The following is a 25,748-nucleotide window of genomic DNA, read 5'->3' on the forward strand; positions in this document are numbered from 1 at the left end:
CGCCTAGACCCGGCGGCCGGCTCCGCGCCGTGCCGCCGCCGTCCACACGCCGAGGCCCGCCAGCAGCAGGCTGCCGGTGCCGATGCCGCCCACGGCGAGCGCCTTCATCGCGCTGCCGCCGCCTTCGGCCCCGCCGTCCGGCGCGGCCGACCGGTCCCGGGCCGACACCTCGAAGACGCCCTTCGGCGCGGACTCGCCCGCGTACTCCGGGCCGGCCTTCGACGCTCCGCCGAGCCGTACGCGCAGCGTCAGCCCGAAGGGGCCCTCGCCGAAGTCGTCGGCCACCTGCGCGGCGAGGTGCACGACGAGGTAGTACCCGCCGGCGAACCGCATCGCGCCGGTCTGTCCGTCGGTGGCGTACCGGTTGGCGTAGGCGACCGGCGGCAGGGGAGCGAGGCTCACCGTGGTCCGGCGGCCGGTGTAGCCCTTGGCGGCGTCGTCGGCCTCACCGCGGGCGGGGTTGTGGAGGGCCAGGCGCAGGGCGCTGGTGGTGTAGCCGGAACCGCCGTCGGACGCGTCGAGTTCGGCGGTCGCGTACACCTGGCGGCCCCAGTCGACGGGGACCTTGTAGTAGAGGGTCTGGCCGGGCCGGACGGCGTCGCGCCAGGCTCCCTGGCCGACGGGGGTGGCGTGGGCGAAGCCGCTGCCGCCCGACCGTCGTTCCGGCTCACCGGCGAGGGGCTCGGGAGAGGCGCTGTCCCAGGTCTCGGGCGCGGTGGTCGGGCCGGTCCGTCCCGGGCGCGGTTCGGTGACGGGGGCGATCTCCAGGTCCCAGTCCCCCGGCGGGGAATCCTGGGGCCGGGCCCGCTCGACGGTGACGTAATAGGTGCCGGGGTCCTGGCACCGGGTCCCGCCGGCGGCGATCTCCCGCGTGCCCCATGCCGTGAGGGGGCGGGGACTGCGGGCGGCGCCGAAGGTCGTGGTGTCCAGGGAACAGGGGGCGCCGTCGGGGTCCCGCACGGAGAGGCGTATGCCGTCGGCCGCGGTGACCTCCCCGGCGGGCCCGGGTTCGGGTACGGCGGTGACGGAGACGTAGGCGTCCGAGGCGGCGTCGAGTTCGAGGCGGTAGTAGAAGGTGCCGTCTCTCGGCAGGGAGCTGCGGTAGGTGGCGCCGGGTTCCAGGGGCGCTGCGTCCGTGGGGCCGCTCGCGCCCTCGATCCGGCGGGCGTCCTCGGCGAAGGCGTAGTCGGCGGCAGGACCGGCGGCGAGTGCCGCGGGGGCGAGGCCGGCGGGGGCGAGCAGGGTGGCGGCCGTCGCGAGTACGGCGGCCACGACGCGCGGCCGCACACGGGCTCCGCGCGTGGTGGGCCTACCGGAGTCCGCGGGTGCGGCCAGGGGCGCGACCCCCTGCGGCGACGACCTTTCCTGCCGCGACGACCTTTCCCGCCGCGAAGGCCAGTCCTGCAGCGAAGGCCAGTCCTGCCGCGGTCCGGTACGACGTCGAGCCGTACACCACCGTCCCCTCACCCGCCACTCCTCGCGCTCACCGGCGCCGTCTGCGCCACCCGGACCGGACCGTGGCCCATCCTGCCGCGCGGCCCGGTGTCCCCGCAGGCGATCCGGCCGTGCCCGGACAGGCCCCGGCGTGCTCCGGCGGGTTCCGGGCAACACAAAACCCCGACCGTTTGACGGCCGGGGTCTGCTCAGGACCGGATGTCGGTCGTACTCACGAACCCGTGGGCACGGAGTCAGTCGCCTCCGTCCACAGATCCTGCTCGGCGCGATCCGCCTGGATCTGGCGGTACACGAGGAGCCCGCCGATGGCGGCCAGTGCGACCAGGAGAAGCTTCTTCACCGCGCGACCTCGTCTTTCCTTGACGTAGGGGACCTCTGGCGCCCGACTATACACACCGGCCGATACCGATCGGTGACCTGCGTCGACAGGTCAACTGCCCGTCGTCGGAGCCCGATAAGGCCCTGCCGGGCGCGAGGAGACCGTTCCGATCGGAGGGTGATCACACCCCTACGGACGGTGAGATTCGCCCGGCTTCCTCCCGTATCGGCACCCTTTTCAGCCCCTTGCACCCATCCGGGTGGTGTTCATCTGAACATCGCCGCGCCACGGGCGTCGGTCCACCACTTCGCGATCCACATACACATCATGAGGAAAGTACGCAAATCGCCCAACCCGAAAGTGAGGGGTTATGGCCCGGAACAAGGTCATGACGCTGTGGACCACCATCGTCACCGCCTTCCTCGCGCTGTGCACGGCGCTCGGACTCATCACGACGACCGCCTCCGCGGCCGTACCGCAGACCCGAACGCACAGCAACACGGAGAGCGCCTCCCCCGAGGCGGCACCCGCGGCGGCGGCACCCTGGTCCCGGTCACGCACCGGCTCCCTGCCCCCCACGATGAAACAGCGCATCCGCGCCGAGGCCCACGGCAAGGCCCCCAGCTGCCGCCACCGCCCGCACACCGACGCCGCCGCCGGCACGCCCCTCCTGTGCGAGGACGCCGACGAGGCCGCCGGGACCGCCGCACAGCACTCCGCCCCGCTTCAGCGCTGAGCGACCCGCCACCACCCGGACCTGACACCACCGGCGTTCTGCGTACAGCACCGCACGCGAGAAACGGCCCGGCCGCTCGGAACGAGCGCCGGGCCGCCGCCATGCGAGGCCCCTTCACAAGGGCGCCTGCCTCAACCCCTTCTGACGAGCCGTACGCTGAAGCCGCAACAGGACCCGGACCGGAACCGGTGAGTACCAGTGACCAAGGCGTACGAAGACATCGCGGACGATCTCCGCGCCGTGAACCGGCGCGTCACCGTCGTCACGGCCGTCCACGGCCCCTCCGCCCCCTTCCTCGCGGAGGCCTACGCGTCGTTGTGCGCGCAGGAGCTGCCCGACGGCTGGGAGTGGCGGTGGGTGATCCAGGAGGACGGCCGCACGGAAGACGTACGTCCGCACGTGCCCGACGACCCGCGCGTCGTCTTCCGGCAGGGACGGCAGGACCGGCAGGGCGGCCCCGGCGTGGCCCGCACCCTCGCCCTGGCCCACGCGGACGGCGCGTACGTGAAGGTCCTGGACGCCGACGACCGGCTCGGGCCGGGGGCCCTGGCCCGCGACCTGGACGCCCTGCAGGCCGACCCGACGCTCGGGTGGGCGACGTCCCGCGCCCTGGACCTCCTGCCCGACGGCTCGACGGCCGGTTTCCCGGGCGACCCCGGGCAGGGACCTATCGAACGCGGGGCGGTGCTCGACTTCTGGAAGGCCAACGGCTTCCGCGCCCAGGTCCACCCGGCGACCCTCCTGGTCCGGCGTGACCTGCTGCTCGCCGTCGGCGGCTGGATGGCCCTGCCCGCGTCCGAGGACACCGGCCTGCTGCTGGCGCTCAACTCCGTGAGCAGGGGGTGGTTCTCCCGCGAGGTGGGCCTGTTCTACCGCAAGTGGGAGGGCCAGGTGACCGGCCAGGCGTCCCATGTGGACCCGGCCGAACGGAACGCGCGGATGGCGGTCGTGGAGGCCCGGGCCAGGGCACTGGCCTCCCTGGCGTGGCGTTCCCCGGCCGAAGCCTGACAGGCGCGGCTCCCGTGGACCGGGCGGCACCCGCCGGTCAGGGCAGCGTCTCCGCGTCGACCCGGGAGAAGATCAGGTCGCTCTCACCGGTCACGGGCCCCCGCCACCGCACCGGCACGCCGAGCGCACCACCGGACGCGCCGCCGAGCGCCGGGGGGTAGCTCTCGGGCGCGTAGTCGTTGGCCAGCCGGTACACGTGGTAGCCCGCGTCGCGCATCACCGCGAGCAGCTCGTCGGCACGGTCCCCGAGCAGCGCCATGCGCTCGGGCGTCACCTCGATGGTGATCTCCGCGTCGGGCCGCAGGCCGCCCAGCAGCGGCGCCAGCCCGCGGACGACGCTTCCCTCGGCGCCCTCGACGTCGATCTTGATCACCCGGGCGGCGGCGATCTCGGCGGGTTCGAGGAGTTCCGGCAGCGGACGCGCCTCGGTCTCGAAGGTGGACTCCGCCGGACCGTCGTACGGGACGATGCTGTTCGCGCCGGTGTTGCGCGAGCTGGCGAGCACGAAGGTCAGGGGCTTGCGGGCGTCGGAGACGGCGGCGTTGACCGCGCGGATGTTCGTGCGGGCGTTGAGCAGGACGTGCCGCACCAGACGGCCGTGCAGGGCGGGGGACGCCTCGATCGCGACGACGCGGCCCTCGTCCCCGACGAGCCGTGACGCGAGGAGGCTGAACACACCGATGTTCGCGCCGACGTCCACGAAGCCGTCCCCCGGCCGCAGTCGGCGCCGCAGCCAGGCCGTCAGGTGCGGCTCCCACGTACCGAACAGGTAGAGGTACCGCTGGATCAGGTCCCGCGTGTCCACGGCGAACCGGTCGCCGGACCGCACGGTGACGACCCTGCGGCGGGGATGCTCGCGCAGGTGGGCGTTGAGCCAGCGGGCGGCGAGCGTCGCCTTCCCGAACGTGCCGGGGCCGGTCCGCACGTAGCGGCTGCCCAGGGTGACCAGGGCCTCCGACACGGCCGTGCCCGGTTCCTGTCGGATGCTCAGTCCTCCCCCGTGATGGTGATCGCGGCGGCGGGGCACCCCTCGGCCGCCTCACGCACCCTCGGCACGTCGACGGCGTTCTCCCGTCCGGGTATCACGGCGCCCAGACCGTCCACCTGCGTGAAGACGGACGGGGCGCGGTGGACGCAGTCGCCGGAGCCGTAGCACTGCTCCGGGTCGACGGAGATCCTCATTCGCACTCCAGCGCGGATCGTCGGAACCAACACGACGTGCCTGCCCGCCGACCGGCCCGCTGAATCCGCCCCGCTCCCCCGTCTGTCCCGCCGCACACCGTGACCCGCCCGTCACGGGTGCCCGCGCCCGCCGACATGGTTCGGCACCGGTCCCTCCCCTCGTGGGGACCGGTGCCAAATCAGGCCGGCGCCGAGTAGTACGCGGTACCGGACCGGGTAGGTGGGGTCTGGGTGGGGGTCTGGGTCGGGAGCGCTGGTGTCAGGCCACGGAAATCCGGCCGAGAACGTGCGGCCTCGCGGGGCGGCCCCGCGGACGCCGGGCCGCTGACCTGTCCGGGTGCCGGGCGGTCGACTCGCCCTGCGGCGTGATCCTGCCAGCTGCGGTCGCCGACGAGGAGGTTCCAGTGTCGCGACCATGACGTAGTCGCAGGTCAGGCGTATAGAGTGAGTTTTCCGGTCCGGACGTCCAGGTGCGGGGGAAGTAAGGAGTGGAGACCTTGAGTTTCGACTCAGGGGCACGCACGGCCTTCGCGGAACGTCTCGCACTCCTGTACGGGGAGGCCGGTAACCCTCCCCTCAAACGCGTCTCCGAAGCGGTCGTCCGGCTCCAGCGGGTCGACGAACGAGGACGGCCCGTACGGGTCTCCGCCCAGCGGATCAGCGACTGGCGGCGGGCCAAGAACGTGCCCGCCCAGTTCCCCGCCCTCGCGGCGGTGCTGCACGTCCTCATCCCCCAGGCGCGGCGCGCGCGTCCCGTACCGGTCTCGCCGGGCCTGTACGACCTGGGCCAGTGGCAGCGCCTGTGGGAGCGGGCGGTGGCCGACCCGGGCGGTGAACGTCCGGCACCGGCCGCGGCGGAGGAGGAACCCGCCCAGGCCACCGACGCCGGCGGTGTCTGTCCCTACCGCGGGCTGGCCGCCTACCGGCAGCAGGACGCCGGCTGGTTCTTCGGGCGGGAGCGGAGCACCGAGGCCCTGGTCGCCCAGCTCCGCGCCGCCGAGGACACGGGCGGCCTGGTCATGCTGGTGGGCGCGTCGGGGGCCGGGAAGTCGTCCCTGCTGAACGCCGGGCTGGTGCCCGCCCTGAGGAACGGCGCGCCGGACAGCGGGGCGGGTCCGCCGCGGGAGGTCCTCCAGCTCGTGCCGGGAGGCGACCCGCTCGGGGAGCTGACCCGCCGGATACCGGGACTCGCGACCGTCGCCTCCCTCGGGGAGGAGCCCGGAACACCGGAGTCCGGAACACCGGAGTCCGGAGCACCGCCGTCCGAGGCCCCGGACGCCGCGCGGGTGGTGCGCGAGGCCTTCGCGGCATGGGCACGCGGCAGGACCGAGACGCCACCACCCACCACGACACCGGCACCGGCACCGGCACCGGCACCGGCACCGGCATCCACACCGACCTCCGTACCGGCACAGCCGCGGACACAGCCGCAGGCACCGGCATCCGCACCGGCCCGTCCGGTCATCATCGTCGACCAGTTCGAGGAAGTCTTCACCCTCTGCGCCGACGAGTCGGACCGGCGCGCGTTCATCCGCGCCCTCCAGGCCGCCTGCACGCACGGCGGCCCCGACGACCCGGCGCCCGTGCTGGTGGCCCTCGGCGTACGCGCCGACTTCTACGAGCAGTGCCTCAGGTACCCCGAGCTGGCCGAGGCCCTCCAGCACCGGCACATGGTGCTCGGGCCGCTCACCACCGCCGAACTGCGCGAGGCGGTGACGGGGCCGGCCAGGGCCGTGGGCATGGAACTCGAACCGGGCCTGGCCGAGCTGATCGTCCGCGAGGTGGGCACCGACGGCCCGCACGGCGCCCACGACGCGGGCGTGCTGCCGCTCCTGTCCCACGCCCTGCTCGCCACCTGGCAGCGCCGCAAGGCGGGCAGACTGACGCTGGCCGGCTACCGCGCGGCCGGCGGCATCCAGGGGGCGGTGGCGGCGACCGCCGAGCGGGCCTGGTCCGACCTCGACCCGGCGGCGCGCGAGGCCGCGCGGCTGCTGCTGCTCCGGCTGGTCCGGCTGAGCGAGGACTCCCAGGCCACCCGCAGGCGGGGCGCCCGGCGCCGGCTGGCGCAGGAGTCACGGGACCCGGACAAGACGGAGGAGTCACTGGAGGCGCTGGTCCGCGCCCGGCTGGTGACGCTCGACGCGGACACCGTGGAGATCACCCACGAGGCCCTGCTGCACGCCTGGCCGCGCCTGCGCGACTGGATCGACGAGGACCGCACCGGCAACCTGCTGCGCCAGCGGCTGGAGGAGGACGGCCGCTCCTGGGAGGAGTCCGGCCGCGACACCTCGCTGCTCTACCGGGGCTCCCGGCTGGAACAGGCCCACGGCTGGTCGCGATCGGCGGGCGGCACCTACCTGACGCGGAGCGCGGTGGAGTTCCTGGCCGCGGCGGACCGGCTGCGCCGGCGCACCGTCCTGATCAGGCGCGCCGCGGTGTCGGCGCTGGTCGTCCTGGCGCTCGTCGCGGCCGGATCGGCGGTGGTCGCCTGGCAGCAGCGCAACGACGCCGTCTTCGAGCAGGTCGTCGCCGAGGCGGACCGCGTCCAGTACACGGACCCGTCGCTGTCGGCCCAGCTCGACCTGGCGGCCCATCGACTGCGGCCGGACGACGAGGACGTACGCAACAGGCTGATCTCGATCGTGAACGCGCCGCTGGCCACACCGCTGCTCGGGCACACGGGCGCCGTCTACCTGACCTCCTTCAGCCCGGACGGACGGATCCTGGCGACGGCCAGTTACGACCGGACCGTGCGACTGTGGGACGTGTCGGACCCCGCGCGTCCCGAACCGCTGGGCGAGCCGCTCACCGGCCACCGGAGCTGGGTCAGCTCCGCGGTGTTCAGCCCCGACGGCCGCACCCTGGCCAGCGCGTCGGACGACGGCACCATCCGGCTGTGGGACATCGGCGACCCGAGCCGTCCCCGCCCGCTGGGCGCTCCCCTGCCCGGCCACGGCGGCACCGTCTACCTGCTCGCCTTCAGCCCCGACGGCCGCACGCTGGCCTCCGCCCACGACGACCGCGCCGTACGGCTGTGGAAGGTGGCCGATCCCGGCCGGCCGGAGGCCCTCGGCACCCTGCGGGGCTCCACCGCGGCGGTGCGCTCGGTGGCGTTCAGCCCGGACGGGCGGACGCTGGCGGCCGGCGGCGACGACGAGAAGGTCCGGCTGTGGAACGTCGCCGACCCGGCCCGGCCCGAGCCCGTCGGCACACCGCTGACCGGCCATACCGCCCTCGTGCACTCCGTGGCGTTCAGCCCCGACGGGCGCACCCTCGCCAGCGGCGCCGCGGACGACACCGTACGCCTGTGGAACGTGGCCGACCCGGACGACGCGACACGCATCGGCGCGCCCCTGACCGGCCACACCGGACCCATCTGGTCGGTGGCGTTCAGTCCCGACGGGGACATGCTCGCCGCGGGCAGCGCGGACAGCACCGCGAGCCTGTGGAACGTCAGCGACCCGGCCTACCCGTCGCAGGTCGGCATGCCGCTGGCGGGAAGCAGCGGCGAGATGTACGCCCTGGGCTTCAGCCCCGACGGCCGCACCCTCGCCACCGGCACCGGCGACAGCAAGGTCCGCCTGTGGTCGCTGCCCACCTCCGACATGATCGGCCGCACCGGCGCCTTCCGTCCCGACGGGCACGTCCTGGCCACGGCGGCGCGCGACGGCCGGGTCCGGCTGTGGAAGGTGACCGACCCGGCCCTGCCCGTGTCCCTGGGGGAGCCCTTCAGACCGGGGGAGGGAGACGTCCGTTCCCTGGTGTTCTCCCCGGACGGCGACACGCTCGCGGTGCTCACGGGCAGCCGCGCGGTCCAGCTGTGGAACGTCACGGACCCGGCCCGGCCCACCGCCCACGGGCCGCCCGTGACGCTGCGCACCCGCTACGCGGGCCCCGACGCCCTGGCCTTCGGCCCCGACGGCCGCACCCTCGCCACGGCCTACGACGATCGCACCGTCCAGCTGTGGGACACGGGCGACCCGTCCCGCCCCCGCCGGCTGGGCGAGCCGCTCACCGGCCACACGGGGTACGTCAACACCCTCGCCTTCAGCCCGGACGGACGCACCCTCGCCAGTGGCAGCGCCGACGACACCGTCCGCCTGTGGGACGTGAGCGACCCCCACCGCGCCACCCGCCTCGGCGCACCGCGCACCGCGCATCTCGGCCCCGTCAACACCCTCGCCTTCGCTCCGGACGGCCACACCCTGGCCAGCGGCAGCGACGACGGCACGGTCCGCCTCTGGAACGTCACCGGCCGCCCCGGGCCCGCCCGGCCCGACGCCACGCTCTCCGGGCACACCGACTCGGTCATGTCCCTGACGTTCAGCGAGGACGGCTCCACCCTGGCCAGCGGCGCCAACGACAACACGGTGCGGCTCTGGGACGTCCGCACGCCCACCGGCGCGGCCCCCATCGGGGAGTCGATGAGTCCCAACGCCCAGACGGGGAGCTACCTGTCCTTCAGCCCCGTGCGCCGCATGCTCGGGGTGTCCAGCGGCACGGACACCGTCCGACTGTGGAACCTCGACGTGGACGACGCCATCGACCGCATCTGCTCGGCCACCCGGGGGGTGCTGACCGAGGAGAAGTGGCACGAGTACCTGCCACGCCTCTCCTACGAGCCCCCGTGCGACCGGTGACGGACTCCCGCCGGGCATCCGCCCTTGTTAGCCTTGGCCACAGCCCGGCCGCTGGCGCATCCCCCGTCGCCAGCGGCCGGGCGTTCTCGTAAGCCGTACCTGCCGGGGGCCGTGCCCCTGGAACAGACCCGTATGCCCCAGTGCGGTCGCCGCGCGACCGCTTCGGGGTGACGCTGTGACCGTGAAGGGATGCGTTCGCTTCCCGCCACGCCGTAAGGCGCGGTGACGGCCGCCCCCGAGACGAAGGGTCGACAGGTCATGGTGGACATGCCTCATGGAGCACGGCAGGAGACCAGAGGCGCCCAGAACGATGGCCCGTCGGCCGGACCGATGAGGTACTTCGGTGTGCCGCTCCTCATCAGCGGCGTGCTGAGCATCCTCCAGGGCATCGCCGGCATCGCCAAGGACCGCCTGTTCGGCGTGCCACGCCACTACGAGTACCGGTTCGACCTCACCAGCTGGGGCTGGATCCACCTCGTCGTGGGTGTCGCGCTGGTGCTGGTCGGGGTGGCGGTGCTGCGGGCGATGAGCTGGGGCCGCGCGGCGGCGGTGACGATCGCCGCGATCAGCCTGGTGACCCAGTTCATGTTCATCCCCTACTACCCCCTGTGGTCGATCAGTGTGATGACGCTCGACCTGGTCATCCTGTGGGGCGTGGCCCGCCTCGCCGCCGCCTCCGCTTGACCGGACAGCCGGGAAGCCGGACGCGAAAACCCCCAGCCGGTATCGACTGGGGGTCTTCTCGCTGGTGGGGCTAACAGGATTTGAACCTGTGGCCTCATCCTTATCAGGGATGCGCTCTAACCAACTGAGCTATAGCCCCGCCGCGCTCTGCGGTGTGTGTCCCGCGCGCTGACTCCTGAAGATTAGCGCACGAGGCGGGCAGTCCCAAAATCGGTTGGCGTGAGACCGGTGAGCGGCGCTCACTCGTCCTCGGCGAGCGTCAGCTCCACGCCGCCGACGAAGCCGGCGGACAGGTTGTAGATGAACGCGCCGAGGGTGGCCAGGGCCGTCGCGAGGACGACGTCGATGACCGCGATGACCGTCGCGAACAGCAGCACGTTGGGCAGCGACAGGAAGGACTGCAGGTCGAAGCCGTTGGACTCGTTCGAGCCGGTCGCCTCGGAGATGGTGCTGCCGACGGTGGAGAAGACGCCCATGGCGTCCATGACCATCCACAGCACGGCGGAGGCGACGATCGTGCAGATGCCGAGCGCGATGGAGAGCAGGAAGCTGACCTTCATCACCGACCACGGGTCGGCCTTCGACACCCGCAGCCGAGCCTTGCGGACGCGGGGGGTGGTGCGCGCGCCGGTGCGCGGACGGCGCACGGCGGACGCGTTGCCGCCCTGGGTCTGGTAGGCCTGCGGCGGGTGGTACGGCCCGCCGGGCTGCTGGGGCTGCCGTTCGCCCGGCAGCGGCGAGGCCGCCGCTTGCGTCTGCTGGCCTCGGGTGTCCGTCACAGTTCCCCCCTGGGATCCATGCGTCTTGGACGAGCTCGCCGCGTGCGAATCGGGCGCTCCGTCGTCGATCTTGCGCAGTTGAGTCGTGTGCGAATCCGTCGCACGCGCGGCGGAGCCACGGCCGCCGCCGTCCGTTTCCGTACCCCTGGAGGTACCGGCCGATCCGGCGCCCGTGGCTCCGCTCACGATGACTCTCTCCTCGTGCTACTCGTCCGAGGGCGCCTCACCCTCGTCCGTGCCGGTGGTCGCGGCACCTTCGGCGGTCTCGTCGACGACCACATCGCCGTCGACCTCCTCCGCCTCGCGTCCCGCCTCGGCGTTGCGTGCGATGCCGACGACGGCATCGCGCTTGCCCAGATTGATCAGTTGGACGCCCATGGTGTCACGGCCCGTCTCCCTGACCCCGCTGACTCGCGTGCGAATCACTCCGCCCGAGAGTGTGATGGCGAGGATCTCGTCGTGCTCCTCGACCACCAGCGCGCCCACGAGCGATCCGCGGTCCTCGACGATCTTGGCAGCCTTGATGCCGAGGCCGCCGCGGCCCTGGACGCGGTACTCGTCGACGGAGGTCCGCTTCGCGTAACCGCCGTCAGTGGCAGTGAACACGAACGTACCGGCTCGAACAACATTCATCGAGAGCAGCTCGTCCCCTTCGCGGAAACTCATGCCCTTTACGCCCGAGGTGGCGCGCCCCATCGGGCGCAGCGTGTCGTCCGAGGCGGTGAACCTGATCGACTGTGCCTTCTTGCTGATCAGCAGCAGATCGTCCTCGGCCGAGACGAGTTCGGCTCCGATCAGCTCGTCGTCGCTGCCGTCCTCCTGCTCGCGCAGGTTGATGGCGATCACGCCACCGGAGCGCGGCGAGTCGTAGTCCTTCAGCGGCGTCTTCTTCACCAGACCGGCCTTGGTGGCCAGGACCAGGTAGGGCACCGCCTCGTAGTCGCGGATCGCGCGGATCTGGGCGATCGTCTCGTCCGGCTGGAAGGCCAGCAGGTTCGCCACGTGCTGACCGCGCGCGTCCCGGCCGGCGTCGGGCAGCTCGTACGCCTTCACCCGGTAGACCCGGCCCTTGTTGGTGAAGAACAGCAGCCAGTGGTGCGTGGTGGACACGAAGAAGTGGTTGACGATGTCGTCTTCCTTGAGCTTCGCGCCGCGCACGCCCTTGCCACCCCTCTTCTGGGCGCGGTAGTCGTCGGTCTTGGTGCGCTTGATGTAGCCGCCCCGGGTGACCGTGACGACGATGTCCTCCTCGGCGATCAGGTCCTCGATGGACATGTCGCCCTCGTAGGGGATCAGCTTCGTCTTGCGGTCGTCGCCGTACTTCTCGACGAGCGCGGCCAGCTCCTCGCTGACGATCCCGCGCTGGCGGACCGGGGAGGCGAGGATCTCGTTGTACTCGTTGATCTTCCGCTGGAGCTCGTCGTGCTCCTGGACGATCTTCTGGCGCTCCAGGGCGGCCAGTCGGCGGAGCTGCATCTCCAGGATCGCGTTGGCCTGGATCTCGTCGATCTCCAGGAGGTCCATCAGGCCGCCGCGCGCGATCTCGACCGTGTCACTGCGCCGGATCAGCGCGATGACCTCGTCGATGGCGTCCAAGGCCTTGAGCAGGCCGCGCAGGATGTGGGCCCGCTCCTCGGCCTTGCGCAGCCGGAACTTGGTCCGGCGGACGATGACCTCGATCTGGTGGTTCACCCAGTGGCGGATGAACGCGTCCAGGGAGAGGGTGCGCGGCACACCGTCGACCAGGGCCAGCATGTTGGCGCCGAAGTTCGACTGCAGGTCGGTGTGCTTGTACAGGTTGTTCAGGACGACCTTGGCGACCGCGTCCCGCTTGAGGACGATGACCAGGCGCTGGCCGGTGCGGGACGACGTCTCGTCGCGGACGTCCGCGATGCCGCCGATCTTGCCGTCCTTCACCAGGTCGGCGATCTTCTGCGCGAGGTTGTCGGGGTTGGTCTGGTACGGCAGCTCCGTGACCACCAGGCACTGGCGGTTCTGGATCTCCTCGACCTCGACGACCGCGCGCATGGTGATCGAGCCGCGCCCGGTGCGGTACGCCTCCTCGATGCCCCGGCGGCCCACCACGAGCGCCCCGGTCGGGAAGTCGGGGCCCTTGATGCGCTCGATGAGCGCGTCGAGCAGCTCCTCGTGGCTGGCCTCGTAGTTCTCCAGGTACCACTGGGCGCCGGCCGCGACCTCGCGCAGGTTGTGCGGCGGAATGTTGGTCGCCATGCCGACCGCGATACCGGCCGAGCCGTTGATCAGCAGGTTCGGGAAGCGGGCCGGCAGGACGGTCGGCTCCTGGGAGCGGCCGTCGTAGTTGTCCGTGAAGTCGACGGTCTCCTCGTCGATGTCGCGGACCATCTCCATCGACAGCGGCGCCATCTTGCACTCGGTGTAGCGCATGGCCGCCGCCGGGTCGTTGCCCGGCGAGCCGAAGTTGCCGTTGGAGTCGACGAGCGGCATCCGCATCGACCAGGGCTGGGCGAGGCGGACCAGGGCGTCGTAGATGGAGGAGTCGCCGTGGGGGTGGTAGTTGCCCATGACGTCGCCGACGACGCGGGCGCACTTGTAGAAGCCGCGCTCGGGGCGGTAGCCGCCGTCGTACATGGCGTAGAGCACCCGGCGGTGGACGGGCTTGAGGCCGTCCCGGACGTCGGGCAGCGCGCGCGAGACGATGACGGACATCGCGTAGTCGAGGTACGAGCGCTGCATCTCCGTCTCGAGCCCGACGGGCTCGACACGCATCGCCAGGGCGTCACCCTCGGGCGTCGTCACAGGAGTGTTCTCGTCGGTCATTGCTGGTGAAGGTCCTTCCTGGTGCGGTCAGCTGAGACCGACTCAGATGTCGAGGAAGCGGACGTCCTTGGCGTTGCGCTGGATGAACGCGCGCCGGGCCTCGACGTCCTCGCCCATCAGCACCGAGAACAGGTCGTCGGCCTGTGCGGCGTCGTCCAGCGTGACCTGGCCGAGGACGCGGTGCTCCTGGTCCATGGTCGTGATGCGCAGTTCCTCGGCGTTCATCTCGCCGAGGCCCTTGAAGCGCTGCACGGAGTCCTCGCGGATGCGCTTGCCGGCGTTGCGGCCCATCTCGATCAGCGCGTCGCGCTCGCGGTCGGAGTACGCGTACTCGAAGTCGTCCCGGCCCCACTTGATCTTGTAGAGCGGCGGGCGGGACAGGTACACGTGCCCGGCCTCGACCAGCGGCCGCATGAAGCGGAACAGGAAGGTCAGCAGCAGGGTGTTGATGTGCTGGCCGTCGACGTCGGCGTCCGCCATCAGGATGATCTTGTGATAGCGGAGCTTCTCGATGTCGAAGTCCTCGTGCACGCCCGTGCCGAACGCGGAGATCATCGCCTGGATCTCCTGGTTCTGCAGGATCCGGTCGATGCGCGCCTTCTCGACGTTGAGGATCTTGCCGCGGATCGGGAGGATCGCCTGGTACTGCGGGTTCCGGCCGGACTTGGCGGAGCCGCCGGCGGAGTCGCCCTCGACGATGAAGATCTCGCACTTGGTCGGGTCGTTCGACTGGCAGTCGGACAGCTTGCCCGGCAGCGAAGCCGACTCCAGCAGGCCCTTGCGACGGGTCAGGTCGCGGGCCTTGCGGGCCGCCACACGCGCGGTGGCCGCCTGGATGCCCTTGCGGATGATGTCCGCGGCCTCGTTCGGGTTGCGGTCGAGCCAGTCGGTCAGGTGCTCGTAGACGACCTTCTGGACGAAGGTCTTCACCTCGGTGTTGCCCAGCTTCGTCTTGGTCTGGCCCTCGAACTGCGGCTCGCTCAGCTTCACCGAGATGATCGCGGTCAGACCCTCGCGGATGTCGTCACCCGTGAGGTTGTCGTCCTTCTCCCGCAGCAGCTTCTTGTCCCGCGCGTACTTGTTGATCAGCGAGGTGAGCGCCGCGCGGAAGCCCTCTTCGTGCGTACCGCCCTCGTGCGTGTGGATGATGTTGGCGAACGAGTACACGCCCTCGGTGTAGCCGCCGTTCCACTGCATCGCGATCTCGAGGGACAGGCTCTTGTCCTTGTCCTCGGCCTCGAGGTCGATCACCGTGGGGTGCACCAGGTCTCCCTTGCGGGAGTTGAGGTACTTCACGAAGTCGACGATGCCGCCCTCGTAGTGATACGAGACGGTCTTGACCTCGTGCTTCTCGTCCTCGCCCGCCTCGTCCGCACCGGCGGTGGCCTTCGCCGACTCGCGCTCGTCGGTGAGGTTGATCCTCAGACCCTTGTTGAGGAACGCCATCTCCTGGAAGCGCCGGGAGAGCGTCTCGAAGGAGTAGTCGGTGGTCTCGAAGATGTCGCCGTCGGCCCAGAAGGTGACCGCCGTACCGGTCTCCTCGGTGGCCTCGTGCCGGGCCAGCGGCGCCGTGGGGACACCCAGCTTGTAGTCCTGCGTCCAGCGGTGACCGTCGGTCTTGACCTCGACCGCGACCCGCGTGGAGAGGGCGTTGACCACGGAGACACCCACGCCGTGCAGACCACCGGAGACCGCGTAGCCGCCGCCGCCGAACTTGCCGCCCGCGTGCAGCACGGTCAGCACGACCTCGAGGGCGGGCTTGCCCTCGGAGGGGACGATGCCCACCGGGATGCCACGGCCGTTGTCGACGACCCGGACACCGCCGTCCGCGAGGATCGTGACGTCGATCGTGTCCGCGTGGCCCGCCAGCGCCTCGTCGACGGAGTTGTCCACGACCTCCTGCACCAGGTGGTGCAGACCGCGTTCACCGGTCGAACCGATGTACATACCCGGTCGCTTGCGGACCGCGTCCAGACCCTCGAGGACGGTGATGGCACTGGCGTCGTACGAAGTGGGCACCTCGCCGGACGAGGTGCCCACCGCGTCGTTCACGCCGGTGTCGGTGGACGGGTTGTTCTCGTTGGGGTTGCCGGAATCGGCCACGAAGCGCCCTTTCTGGCACAGCACGAGCCGGGCTCGTCGGCGGTTGCCGGAGCGGCTGCGGCATGTTGCGTTGGTAAGCCTTGATCAGCGTTGCTCAGCGTCGTCCCGGACGGTCCCCACGATCGGGGCGGGATTGTCTTCCATTCTACCGGTAGCACTGACACTGATGGGGGTTTGCCGGTACCTGAGTCCGCATGTGCCGCCCTGAACCAGGCTCGTCCGACTCCCGATATGCGGATGGGGGCCCCAGGAGGCTCACAGCGGCACTCAGCGCTTCGGGGCGTCAACCCTTGGCTACTTGGGAGTCAGATCGCGATTCGCAACCGTGTGCGGTGGCACGACAAGGAGGGCGCCGACGGTTCACACCCACCGAAGACGCCCAATAATGTGAGGTACATCACCCACGCCTGACGGGCCGCCAGAGCCCCCGCGGACCGCCCCGCCGACCACCGGAAGGTCACCCGTAGGTGTCGCCCGGCCCCTTGCTCCCGGGCGCGCGCAACGGCCCGTACCGCCGCCCCGGACCGGCACCCCCCGGCCCCAGCACCTTGATCACCCGCACCGAACCATGGCCGAGATCCTCGTTGAGACGGGCCACCAGCGTCGGCGCGAGCAACCGCAGATTCGTCGCCCAGGCCGTCGAGTCACAACGGACCACCAGCACCCGCTCGTCCTCGTCGTACCGCTCCGGCACACAGTGCTTCGCCACGTCCTCACCGACGATCTGCGGCCACCGGCCCATCACCCCGCCCACCGCGGCCGGCGTCTCCCAGCCGCGCTCCGTGATCAGCCGGTTGATCGCCGACCCCAGCGCCATCGGATCACGGCCGTCGGCCCGCGCCCCCGAGCGCAGCCCGCCACGCCGCGCCTGCTTCTTCTGCTGCGCCGCGTCCCCACGCGCGCGTGCCGCCTCCCGCGCCGCCCTGAGCGCCACGCGCGCCAGATCGACACCCGAGGGCTGCGGCGCCTTGCCGCCCGCACCGGGCGCCTGCTCCGGAACCGGCCCGTCCGCGCTCATACGCGCTCCACCGACCCCTCCGCCACCGAGAACCGCGCCCCCGCCAGCACCCCCGGCACGTCGTCGTCGACCGCGGCCGTCACCAGCACCTGCTCACCGGGCGCCACCAGCTCCGCCAGCCGCTCTCGACGCCGCGCGTCCAGCTCGGCGAAGACGTCGTCCAGGACGAGGACCGGCTCATTGCCCTCCGCCCGCAGCAGGTCGAACGACGCGAGACGCAGCGCCAGCGCGTACGACCAGGACTCGCCGTGGGAGGCGTACCCCTTGGCGGGCAGCGAGCCCAGTTTCAGCAGCAGATCGTCCCGGTGCGGCCCCACCAGGGTGACGCCCCGCTCGATCTCCTGCTTACGGGCCTCGGCGAGCGCTGCGATGAGCTGCTCGTAGAGGTCCTCGCGCGTGTGCGCCTCGCCGGGCGCCGACGGCTTGTACTCCAGGGTGACGGGACCGCCCCCCGGGGCCAGCTGCTCGTACGCCTTGTCGGCCAGCGGCTGCACGGCGGCGATCAGATCGAGACGCTGGGCGAGCAGCTCGGCGCCCGCGCGCGCGAGGTGCTGGTCCCAGACGTCCAGCGTGGACAGGTCCATCGTGCGACCCCCGTGCCGGCGGGCGAGCGCCGCCGACTTCAGCAGGGTGTTGCGCTGCTTGAGGACCCGGTCGTAGTCCGAGCGCACCCCGGCCATCCGCGGGGAACGGGCGGTGATCAACTCGTCCAGGAAGCGGCGCCGCTCACCGGGATCGCCCTTCACCAGCGCGAGATCCTCCGGCGCGAACAGCACGGTGCGCACGATGCCGAGCACATCACGCGGCCTGACCTGCGAGGACCTGTTGATACGGGCACGGTTGGCGCGGCCCGGGTTCAGCTCCAGCTCGATCAGCTGCTGCCGCTCACCCTGCTTCACCTGCGCGCGGATCACCGCGCGCTCGGCGCCCATGCGCACCAGGGGCGCGTCGGAGGACACCCGGTGGCTGCCGAGGGTGGCGAGATAGCCGACCGCCTCGACGAGATTCGTCTTGCCCTGCCCGTTCGGACCGACGAAGGCGGTGACGCCCGGGTCCAGCGGGACCTCGACCCGGACGTACGAACGGAAGTCGGCCAGCGACAGATGCGTGACGTGCATGGTCGTTCGCCGACCTCCCAACCTTCGGGTGTTGACCTTCGGGCCTCGGCCCTCGGGTACTGCCTACTTCTTCTCGACCGCGTGCCCGCCGAACTGATTGCGCAGCGCGGCGATCATCTTCATCTGCGGCGAGTCGTCCTGCCGGGACGCGAACCGCGCGAACAGCGACGCGGTGATCGCCGGCAGCGGCACCGCGTTGTCGATGGCGGCCTCCACGGTCCAGCGTCCCTCACCGGAGTCCTGGGCGTAGCCGCGCAGGCCCTCCAGGTGCTCGTCGTCGTCGAGCGCGTTGACGGCCAGGTCCAGCAGCCAGGAACGGATGACCGTGCCCTCCTGCCAGGAGCGGAAGACCTCGCGGACGTTCTCCACGGAGTCGACCTTCTCCAGCAGCTCCCAGCCCTCGGCGTAGGCCTGCATCATGGCGTACTCGATGCCGTTGTGGACCATCTTCGCGAAGTGGCCCGCGCCGACCTTGCCGGCGTGCACGGCGCCGAAGTCGCCCTCCGGCTTGAGGGCGTCGAAGACCGGCTGCACCTTGGCGACGTTCTCCGCGTCGCCGCCGTACATCAGCGCGTAGCCGTTCTCCAGGCCCCAGACGCCGCCGGAGACGCCGCAGTCGACGAAGCCGATGCCCTTGGCGGCCAGCTCCCCGGCGTGCTTCTCGTCGTCCGTCCAGCGGGAGTTCCCGCCGTCGACGACCACGTCACCGGGCTCCAGCAGCTCCCCGAGGCGGTCGACGGTGGCCTGGGTGGCCTCACCGGCCGGGACCATGACCCAGACCACGCGCGGTGCGCTGAGCTTGCCCACAAGCTCCTCGAGGCTGTGGACGTCGGCGAGGTCCGGGTTGCGGTCGTATCCGACGACGGTGTGGCCCGCGCGGCGGATCCGCTCGCGCATGTTGCCGCCCATCTTGCCGAGGCCGACGAGACCGAGCTCCATCAGTTGCGTTCCTTAGGTGTGCGAGGTGGCGGGACGGCACGTCCTGACCCGCCGGATGCGTGCCGCGGCACTTTCGTACCCACGTCCGAGCCTAAACCCGGACGTCCGTGCACAGCTGTGGGCGTACGCGCTCAGACGTACGCCCCCACCTGCGGGTTTGTCCTCACCCTGTGGACAACCGGGACAACCGACGTCGCACCCCTGCCGGGCTCAGGGCATCCAGCCGCTCAGCCGCTCAGCCGCACCGGCATGATCAGGTACTTGTAGGCCTCGTCCGCCTCGGCGTCCACCGCGGGCTTGCCGCTGAGCAGCGCCGGCTTCGTGGACGTCGTGAAGGACAGCTGGGCCACCGGCGAGTCGATCGCGCTCAGGCCGTCCAGCAGGAACGTCGGGTTGAAGGCGATCGAGATGTCGTCGCCCTCCAGCTGGGCGTCAACCCTTTCCACAGCCTGTGCGTCGTCACTGGAGCCGGCCTCCAGGATCAGCACACCCTGCTCGAAGCTGAGCCGCACCGGGGTGTTGCGTTCGGCGACCAGGGCCACGCGCTTGACGGCCTCCACGAAGGGGGCGGTCTCAATCACGGCGACGCTGTTGAACTCCGTCGGGAACAGCGTCTTGTACTTCGGGAGGTCGCCCTCCAGCAGCCGCGTCGTCGTCCGGCGGCCCGCGCCCTCGAAACCGATCAGGCCCTCGCCCGCACCGGAGCCCGACAGCGCCAGGATCACCTGGTCACCGCTGGTCAGCGCCTTGGCGGTGTCCTGGAGCGTCTTGGCGGGCACCAGGGCGACCGCGGAGACCTCCGGGTTCTCCGGCTTCCACAGGAACTCGCGGACCGCGAAGCGGTACCGGTCGGTGGAGGCCAGGGTCACCGAGTCGCCCTCGATCTCGATGCGCACACCGGTGAGCACGGGCAGCGTGTCGTCGCGGCCCGCGGCGATGGCCACCTGCTGCACGGCAGCGGCGAAGACCTCGCCCGGGACGGTGCCCGTGGCCTCCGGCATCTGCGGCAGGGACGGGTACTCCTCCACCGGCAGGGTGTGGAGGGTGAACCGCGAGGAGCCGCAGACCACCGTCGCCCGTACACCGTCTGTGGAAATCTCCACCGGCCGGTTGGGGAGGGCGCGGGAGATGTCGGCGAGCAGACGGCCCGAGACGAGGACCGTGCCCTCCTCCTCGATCTCCGCCTCGACGGACACCCGCGCGGAGACCTCGTAGTCGAAGCTGGACAGGCTCAGCTGCCCCTCCTCGGCCTTCAGCAGCAGGCCCGCGAGGACCGGCGCCGGCGGACGGGCCGGGAGGCTGCGAGCCGCCCAGGCCACTGCCTCCGCGAGTACGTCGCGTTCCACCCGGATCTTCACTGTTGCCGCCTCCTGCTGTTGCCGGCGCTGCTCGCCCTGCCTGGCCTTCGTCGTCTGGGTCGGTGTCATCGGTCCCCCTCGGGGGCAGAACACCGGGGACCAGTCTGACGCACCCCACTGACAGTAGGTGCCGTTCGGGGTCAAGTCGTGCCGAGGGGCGGTCGGGCTCGAGAGAGCGAGTTGTGCACAGGCCCCGCTTCGAAACGGATTCCGCACTCTCTCTAGTCGGGAGTAGTAGTAGGGCCTGTGGATACCGTGGATAACCTCGTTTTCCCAGGTCAGAGCACGAACTTTGTCCACCGGGCCTGTGGGCGGAGCCGGTGGACAACCGGGCGTATCTGTGGAGAACAGAAAGTTCTGCACACTCCGTGCACAGGCAAGGGCGACTTCTCCCCAGCGCCGTCCCCAGTTTTACCCGACTTTCCCACAGGCCAACCTGGCACCTTGGTGTGACGCCTTTCACTCGGGGCGGTGAGAGGGCGCGTCACGTTGCCGAACAGTGGACAGGCATGTGGAGAAGCTGGGGATCGCTGGGGACAACCGGCTCCAGCCTGTGGGTTGCCGGTGGACAACTCGATGCACAGCCTGTGGATCATTTCTTCGTCCACAGCCTGTGGAGATCGTTCGTCCACGAATCCACAGGCAGCTGACCTGGCCTGATGATCCTTCAACACTCTGGCCTGTGGACAGGATCGGGACAACTTCCCAGTCCCCAAGGTGTGGACGGAAAAAAGTCACCGAATCTGTGGAGAGCGGCCGTAACCCGGCAGGTATTCGAACACCGGGGGGAGCGTGCGTGCGAGCCGCAGGGGGAGCCGAGGACGGGACGAGCCGGTGCGAGCCGGTGCGAGGGGCGGGTCGGGGGCGTACGCGGCGGCACCGAGGCACGGAAACCGCCGCCGACGGGGCGTGCAAGGCGCCGACGGTGAGGCGTGCAAGGCCCGGTGGTGGGGCGGGGAAGCCGCCGGCGGCGCGGCGTGGAAATCGCCGCCAGGGCATGGAAAAGGCGCCCCCAGGTCTCCGTGGGGGCGCCTCGTCGGGAGTGGTTCCGGCGGCCGTCAGCCGTTCTTGATGCGGTTGGTCAGCTCGGTCACCTGGTTGTAGATGGAGCGCCGCTCGGCCATCAGGTTGCGGATCTTGCGGTCGGCGTGCATCACCGTGGTGTGGTCCCGGCCGCCGAACAGCGCGCCGATCTTCGGCAGGGAGAGGTCCGTCAGCTCGCGGCACAGGTACATCGCGATCTGCCGGGCCGTCACCAGCGCGCGCCCGCGCGAGGTACCGCACAGGTCCTCGACGGTGAGGCCGAAGTAGTCGGCGGTCGCGCCCATGATGGCCGTGGAGGTGATCTCCGGTGCCGAGTCCTCGCCGCCGGGGATGAGGTCCTTCAGGACGATCTCCGTCAGGCCCAGGTCGACCGGCTGCCGGTTGAGCGACGCGAACGCCGTCACCCGGATCAACGCGCCCTCCAGCTCGCGGATGTTGCGCGAGATCCGCGAGGCGATGAACTCCAGCACCTCCGGGGGCGCGTTGAGCTGTTCCTGCACGGCCTTCTTGCGCAGGATCGCGATGCGCGTCTCCAGCTCGGGCGGCTGGACGTCGGTGATCAGGCCCCACTCGAAACGGTTCCGCAGCCGGTCCTCCAGTGTGACCAGCTGCTTGGGCGGCCGGTCGGAGGAGAGCACGATCTGCTTGTTGGCGTTGTGGAGCGTGTTGAAGGTGTGGAAGAACTCCTCCTGCGTCGACTCCTTGTCCGCGAGGAACTGGATGTCGTCGACGAGCAGGATGTCCATCTCCCGGTAGCGCTTGCGGAAGCTGTCGCCCTTGCCGTCGCGGATGGAGTTGATGAACTCGTTGGTGAACTCCTCGGAGCTCACGTACCGCACGCGCGTGCCGGGGTAGAGGCTGCGCGCGTAGTGCCCGATGGCGTGCAGGAGGTGGGTCTTGCCGAGGCCCGACTCGCCGTAGATGAAGAGGGGGTTGTAGGCCTTCGCGGGTGCTTCCGCGACGGCGACGGCCGCCGCGTGGGCGAAGCGGTTGGACGCGCCGATGACGAAGGTGTCGAAGAGGTACTTCGGGTTCAGGCGCGCGGTCGGCTCGCCCGGCCCGGTCGCCGGCGCGGGCTGCGCGGCCAGCGGGCCGGGGGCACCGGTGGCGGGCCCGGGGCCGACGGGGCCGCCGCGGTGGACGTGGCCGGATCCGGGCGGCGGCTCGGGGAGGTCGCGGCGGGGGGGACGCTGCTCGTAGTCGCCGCGCTGCTGGTCGTAATCACCGCGCTGCTGGTCGTAGTCCTTGCGGGACTGCTCGTAGTCGCCGCCGCGTTCGTACTCGCCGCGTTCGTAGTCGGCACGTTCGTAGTCGCCGCGCTGGGAGCCGCCGCGCTGGGCGTCGTACGACGGGCGTTCGGGTGCCTGCGGGCGGTAGTTCTGCGGGTACTTGTCCTGCGGGTACGGCTCCTGGTCGTACCCGTCCTGCGGTGGGGACGCGTAGGGGTCCCGCTCGGGGAAGCCGAGGCGCTGCTGCTGCCAGCCGTAGTCGTCCTGTTGCGGCTGGCGGGGCCAGGAGCCGGGCTCGGGGCGCTGGTACTCCTGCGGGTAGGCGGGGCGGGCGGTGGGGAGCTGGTCGGCGCGGTGGCGGCCGTATCCCTCGTACTCGTCGCGGCCGCCCTGGCCCTGGCCCTGGCCCGGGGCGGGGAGCTCGGGCTCCTCGTAGCGGGGCTGGGGGCGGGTGGGCGGTGCCTGGGGGGTGGGGCCCGCGGGTTCGCCGGCGGTGTCGTCGACGGTGATCGCGATGCGGATGGGGCGGCCGCATTCCCGGCTCAGGGTTTCGCTGACGACGGGGGCGAGGCGGCCCTCCAGTACGCCTTTCGCAAATTCGTTCGGTACGGCGAGCAGGGCGGTGTCGGCGACCAGCGCGAGGGGCTGGCAGCGCCGGATCCAGCGCTCGTCCTTCGACTCGACGCCCTGCCCGCGGCCCTCTCCGAGGAGTTGCTCCAGTACGCGTGGCCACACTGCGGCAAGATCGGCAGGTACGTCAGCCACAGGGCACGCTCTCTCACGAGTCCCTCGAAGGTGTGATTCGGGGACGGGTCGGGATGAAACTCGGGTGGGGCAGGGATAAGGGAACGAATCGGAGTCCAGTCACGGTAGTCAGCGCGACCGGTAGGGTTCAAGTTGTTGTCCCCAGCCTGTGGACAAGTGTCTCCCGGTCATCGTTGGTTTGACCGAATGGCGCAGTCCCACGTACCGTGACCAGGTCGAGTTGTCGATGGCTGCTGCCGCCTGCCTCCGATGGGCACAGGTCACGTCCAAGGTGATCCAAAAGCGGTGCACTCGGGCGTAACGCGAGCTACTCGTGGGCGCACGGTGACAGCCAGGACGGCACCCCGCCAACCCCGATTCTTTCTGGAGCCCCCGAGTGAGCAAGCGCACCTTCCAGCCGAACAACCGTCGTCGCGCCAAGACCCACGGCTTCCGGCTGCGTATGCGCACCCGTGCCGGCCGCGCGATTCTCGCGACCCGCCGCAGCAAGGGTCGCGCCCGTCTGTCCGCCTGATCCCGGTCAGGTCATGACATCGTGCTGCCCACCGAGAACCGGCTGAGGCGGCGCGAGGACTTCGCGACCGCGGTACGACGAGGTCGCCGGGCCGGCCGCCCGGCCCTCGTCGTCCACCTTCGAAGCGGTGCCACGGACCCGCACGCGCCTGGGGAGAGCGCTCCCCCGACACGTGCGGGTTTCGTCGTGAGCAAAGCTGTGGGTGGTGCGGTGGTGCGCAACAAGGTGAAGCGCAGGCTTCGCCATCTGATGCGCGACCGGGTCGACCGGTTTCCCCCCGGTAGCCTGGTAGTCGTACGAGCGCTGCCCCCTGCGGGTGACGCCGACCATGCACAGCTGGCCCGAGACCTGGACGCCGCCCTGGAGCGGCTACTGGGAGGGGGCGCGCGATGAAGTACCCGCTGCTGGCTCTGATCAAGCTGTACCAGTGGACGATCAGTCCGCTGCTGGGGCCGGTCTGCAAGTACTACCCGTCGTGCTCCCACTACGGCTACACGGCCATCGACCGGCACGGTGCCATCAAGGGCACGGCGCTCACCGCTTGGCGCATCCTGCGGTGCAACCCGTGGTCGCCGGGCGGTGTGGACCATGTCCCGCAGCGCAAGCGCCCGCGGTGGCACGAAATGCTGCGTGACGCGTGGCGTGCACGTAGGGGCGGGCCCTCCGCCGCCGAACCGGCCATCGAAGGACAGGCCTCTCCCACGAGTCCGCCCGGTCCTCCGAGCCCGGCCGCAGAGACCCAGTCCCATGCCCAAGGAGCATGATTAGTGGACACGATTGCCAGCCTCTTCAGCTTCATCACGACACCTGTCTCCTGGGTCATCGTCCAGTTCCACAGCGTGTACGGCGCCCTCTTCGGCCCTGACACGGGATGGGCCTGGGGCCTGTCCATCGTGTCCCTGGTGATCCTGATCCGTATCTGCCTGATCCCGCTCTTCGTGAAGCAGATCAAGGCGACGCGCGGGATGCAGACGCTCCAGCCGGAGATGAAGAAGATCCAGGAGCGCTACAAGAACGACAAGCAGCGCCAGTCCGAAGAGATGATGAAGCTGTACAAGGAGACGGGTACCAACCCGCTCTCCTCGTGCCTTCCCATCCTGGCGCAGTCCCCGTTCTTCTTCGCCCTGTACCACGTGCTCAACAGCATCGCGTCGAACGACACCATCGGCGTGATCAACGAACGTCTGCTGGAGAGCGCGCAGAAGGCCCACATCTTCGGTGCTCCGCTGGCCGCGAAGTTCACCGACGGCTCGGCCAAGGTGGAGGCCCTGGGGTCCTCGCTGACGGACGTCCGCGTGGTCACCGCGATCATGATCGTGCTGATGTCGGCGTCGCAGTTCTTCACCCAGCGCCAGCTGATGACCAAGAACGTCGACACGACGGTGAAGACGCCGTTCATGCAGCAGCAGAAGATGCTGATGTACGTCTTCCCGGTCATGTTCGCCGTCTTCGGCATCAACTTCCCCGTCGGTGTCCTCGTCTACTGGCTGACCACCAACGTGTGGACCATGGGCCAGCAGATGTACGTCATCCGCAACAACCCGACTCCCGGTTCCAAGGCTCAGGCCGCCTACCTGGAGCGACTGCACAAGCACGTCACCGAGAGCGGCAAGACGCGCGGTCGTGGTCAGCGGGCCATCGTGAAGGCCATCGTCGCCAAGGGCCGGGACCGCAACGAGTTCGAGCGCAAGTTCATCAACGGTCTCAACAAGGCGGGTCTGGCGGCCCAGGCCGACGGAACCGTGGTGAAGAGCGAGACCGCTGTCACCGCCCAGACCGAGGACGGCGCGGTGACCACCGCGGCCACGCCCAAGCGTCAGCAGCCCAAGCGGCAGAGCAAGTCCCAGCGCCAGGCCAGGGCGGTCGGTGAGACCGAACCGAAGACCTCGCTGACCAAGTCGGACGAGCCGCAGGACGGCAAGCAGGACAGCAAGCCCGCGGCCGCCAAGAAGCCGGCGCAGAAGTCCGGGGGCGGTGGCCGCAGCAAGGCCCAGTCCGGACAGCGCAAGGGTCCGCAGCGGCCCAAGTCCCCGTCGAAGAAGTAAGAAGGAGTCCATC

General features: G+C 70.7%; 20 protein-coding genes and 1 tRNA gene. 8 read left to right on the top strand and 13 right to left on the bottom strand.

Annotated elements, in window-relative coordinates; translation table 11 throughout:
- Positions 1-3: 3 nt before the first annotated feature.
- Both ACFIF2_RS15135 and ACFIF2_RS15140 read right to left on the bottom strand, forming a co-directional pair.
- Entirely contained in the window at positions 4-1,287 is a 1,284-nt protein-coding gene (locus ACFIF2_RS15135) for a hypothetical protein (RefSeq protein ID WP_395573148.1), read from the bottom strand.
- A gap of 379 nt (positions 1,288-1,666) precedes the next feature.
- Positions 1,667-1,795, bottom strand: coding sequence for a DLW-39 family protein (locus tag ACFIF2_RS15140; protein ID WP_003999697.1), 129 nt, complete (start codon positions 1,793-1,795; stop codon positions 1,667-1,669).
- Between the two features lie 349 nt (positions 1,796-2,144).
- Here ACFIF2_RS15140 and ACFIF2_RS15145 point away from each other — a divergent pair, with 349 nt between their 5' ends.
- Both ACFIF2_RS15145 and ACFIF2_RS15150 read left to right on the top strand, forming a co-directional pair.
- Positions 2,145-2,510, top strand: coding sequence for a DUF6344 domain-containing protein (locus ACFIF2_RS15145; protein ID WP_395573149.1), 366 nt, complete (start codon positions 2,145-2,147; stop codon positions 2,508-2,510).
- A gap of 240 nt (positions 2,511-2,750) precedes the next feature.
- Positions 2,751-3,518, top strand: a complete 768-nt coding sequence (locus tag ACFIF2_RS15150) for a glycosyltransferase family 2 protein (RefSeq protein WP_395573182.1) — start codon at positions 2,751-2,753, stop codon at positions 3,516-3,518.
- A gap of 37 nt (positions 3,519-3,555) precedes the next feature.
- Here the strand turns inward: ACFIF2_RS15150 and ACFIF2_RS15155 are convergent, their stop codons facing one another.
- Both ACFIF2_RS15155 and ACFIF2_RS15160 read right to left on the bottom strand, forming a co-directional pair.
- Positions 3,556-4,443: an FkbM family methyltransferase gene (locus tag ACFIF2_RS15155; protein WP_395573183.1), complete on the bottom strand. Its 888-nt coding sequence runs from the start codon at positions 4,441-4,443 to the stop codon at positions 3,556-3,558.
- A gap of 62 nt (positions 4,444-4,505) precedes the next feature.
- Positions 4,506-4,700 carry a ferredoxin gene (locus ACFIF2_RS15160; RefSeq protein WP_395573150.1) on the bottom strand — a complete coding sequence of 65 codons (195 nt, stop codon included), beginning with the start codon at positions 4,698-4,700 and terminating at the stop codon, positions 4,506-4,508.
- Between the two features lie 488 nt (positions 4,701-5,188).
- On the opposite strand from ACFIF2_RS15160, the gene ACFIF2_RS15165 reads away from it, so the two are divergent.
- Both ACFIF2_RS15165 and ACFIF2_RS15170 read left to right on the top strand, forming a co-directional pair.
- On the top strand, positions 5,189-9,340 hold the full coding sequence (locus tag ACFIF2_RS15165) for a hypothetical protein (RefSeq protein ID WP_395573151.1): 4,152 nt from the start codon (positions 5,189-5,191) through the stop codon (positions 9,338-9,340).
- Positions 9,341-9,685: 345 nt separating this feature from the next.
- Positions 9,686-10,024, top strand: coding sequence for a hypothetical protein (locus ACFIF2_RS15170; protein ID WP_395573152.1), 339 nt, complete (start codon positions 9,686-9,688; stop codon positions 10,022-10,024).
- Between the two features lie 62 nt (positions 10,025-10,086).
- On the opposite strand, the gene ACFIF2_RS15175 is transcribed toward ACFIF2_RS15170, so the two are convergent.
- The 9 genes from ACFIF2_RS15175 to dnaA all read right to left on the bottom strand — a co-directional run bounded on the left by ACFIF2_RS15175 (position 10,087) and on the right by dnaA (position 23,176).
- A tRNA-Ile gene (locus ACFIF2_RS15175) sits at positions 10,087-10,163 on the bottom strand.
- Between the two features lie 100 nt (positions 10,164-10,263).
- Positions 10,264-10,989: a DUF3566 domain-containing protein gene (locus tag ACFIF2_RS15180; protein ID WP_395573153.1), complete on the bottom strand. Its 726-nt coding sequence runs from the start codon at positions 10,987-10,989 to the stop codon at positions 10,264-10,266.
- Between the two features lie 18 nt (positions 10,990-11,007).
- A complete protein-coding gene (gene gyrA, locus ACFIF2_RS15185; RefSeq protein WP_395573154.1) occupies positions 11,008-13,602 on the bottom strand; it encodes a DNA gyrase subunit A in 2,595 nt (864 codons plus the stop codon).
- Between the two features lie 42 nt (positions 13,603-13,644).
- Positions 13,645-15,705 (bottom strand): DNA topoisomerase (ATP-hydrolyzing) subunit B, encoded by a 2,061-nt coding sequence (gyrB, locus tag ACFIF2_RS15190; RefSeq protein ID WP_395573155.1) that lies wholly within the window; start codon positions 15,703-15,705, stop codon positions 13,645-13,647.
- Between the two features lie 457 nt (positions 15,706-16,162).
- Positions 16,163-16,723 carry a DUF721 domain-containing protein gene (locus tag ACFIF2_RS15195; protein ID WP_395573156.1) on the bottom strand — a complete coding sequence of 187 codons (561 nt, stop codon included), beginning with the start codon at positions 16,721-16,723 and terminating at the stop codon, positions 16,163-16,165.
- Positions 16,720-17,841 (bottom strand): DNA replication/repair protein RecF, encoded by a 1,122-nt coding sequence (recF, locus tag ACFIF2_RS15200; RefSeq protein WP_395573157.1) that lies wholly within the window; start codon positions 17,839-17,841, stop codon positions 16,720-16,722. The genes ACFIF2_RS15195 and recF overlap by 4 nt, the downstream gene beginning before the upstream one ends.
- Before the next feature lie 63 nt (positions 17,842-17,904).
- Complete coding sequence (gnd, locus tag ACFIF2_RS15205; RefSeq protein ID WP_395573158.1) at positions 17,905-18,780, bottom strand: phosphogluconate dehydrogenase (NAD(+)-dependent, decarboxylating); 876 nt, start codon at positions 18,778-18,780, stop codon at positions 17,905-17,907.
- A 227-nt stretch (positions 18,781-19,007) separates the two neighbouring features.
- Complete coding sequence (gene dnaN / locus ACFIF2_RS15210; protein ID WP_395573184.1) at positions 19,008-20,138, bottom strand: DNA polymerase III subunit beta; 1,131 nt, start codon at positions 20,136-20,138, stop codon at positions 19,008-19,010.
- Between the two features lie 1,058 nt (positions 20,139-21,196).
- Entirely contained in the window at positions 21,197-23,176 is a 1,980-nt protein-coding gene (gene dnaA, locus ACFIF2_RS15215; RefSeq protein ID WP_395573159.1) for a chromosomal replication initiator protein DnaA, read from the bottom strand.
- A gap of 376 nt (positions 23,177-23,552) precedes the next feature.
- Here dnaA and rpmH point away from each other — a divergent pair, with 376 nt between their 5' ends.
- Genes rpmH through yidC form a run of 4 tightly spaced genes read left to right on the top strand, consistent with a single transcriptional unit; the run spans position 23,553 to position 25,735 of the window.
- Positions 23,553-23,690, top strand: a complete 138-nt coding sequence (gene rpmH / locus ACFIF2_RS15220) for a 50S ribosomal protein L34 (protein ID WP_003975051.1) — start codon at positions 23,553-23,555, stop codon at positions 23,688-23,690.
- A gap of 21 nt (positions 23,691-23,711) precedes the next feature.
- Positions 23,712-24,083 (top strand): ribonuclease P protein component, encoded by a 372-nt coding sequence (gene rnpA / locus ACFIF2_RS15225; protein WP_395573160.1) that lies wholly within the window; start codon positions 23,712-23,714, stop codon positions 24,081-24,083.
- Entirely contained in the window at positions 24,080-24,454 is a 375-nt protein-coding gene (gene yidD / locus ACFIF2_RS15230) for a membrane protein insertion efficiency factor YidD (protein ID WP_395573161.1), read from the top strand. Before rnpA ends, yidD begins: the two co-directional genes overlap by 4 nt.
- Positions 24,455-24,457: 3 nt before the next feature.
- Entirely contained in the window at positions 24,458-25,735 is a 1,278-nt protein-coding gene (gene yidC / locus ACFIF2_RS15235) for a membrane protein insertase YidC (protein WP_395573162.1), read from the top strand.
- Positions 25,736-25,748: the final 13 nt, after the last annotated feature.

The sequence above is a fragment of the Streptomyces sp. BK79 genome, assembly GCF_044142145.1.
Classification (GTDB): domain Bacteria; phylum Actinomycetota; class Actinomycetes; order Streptomycetales; family Streptomycetaceae; genus Streptomyces.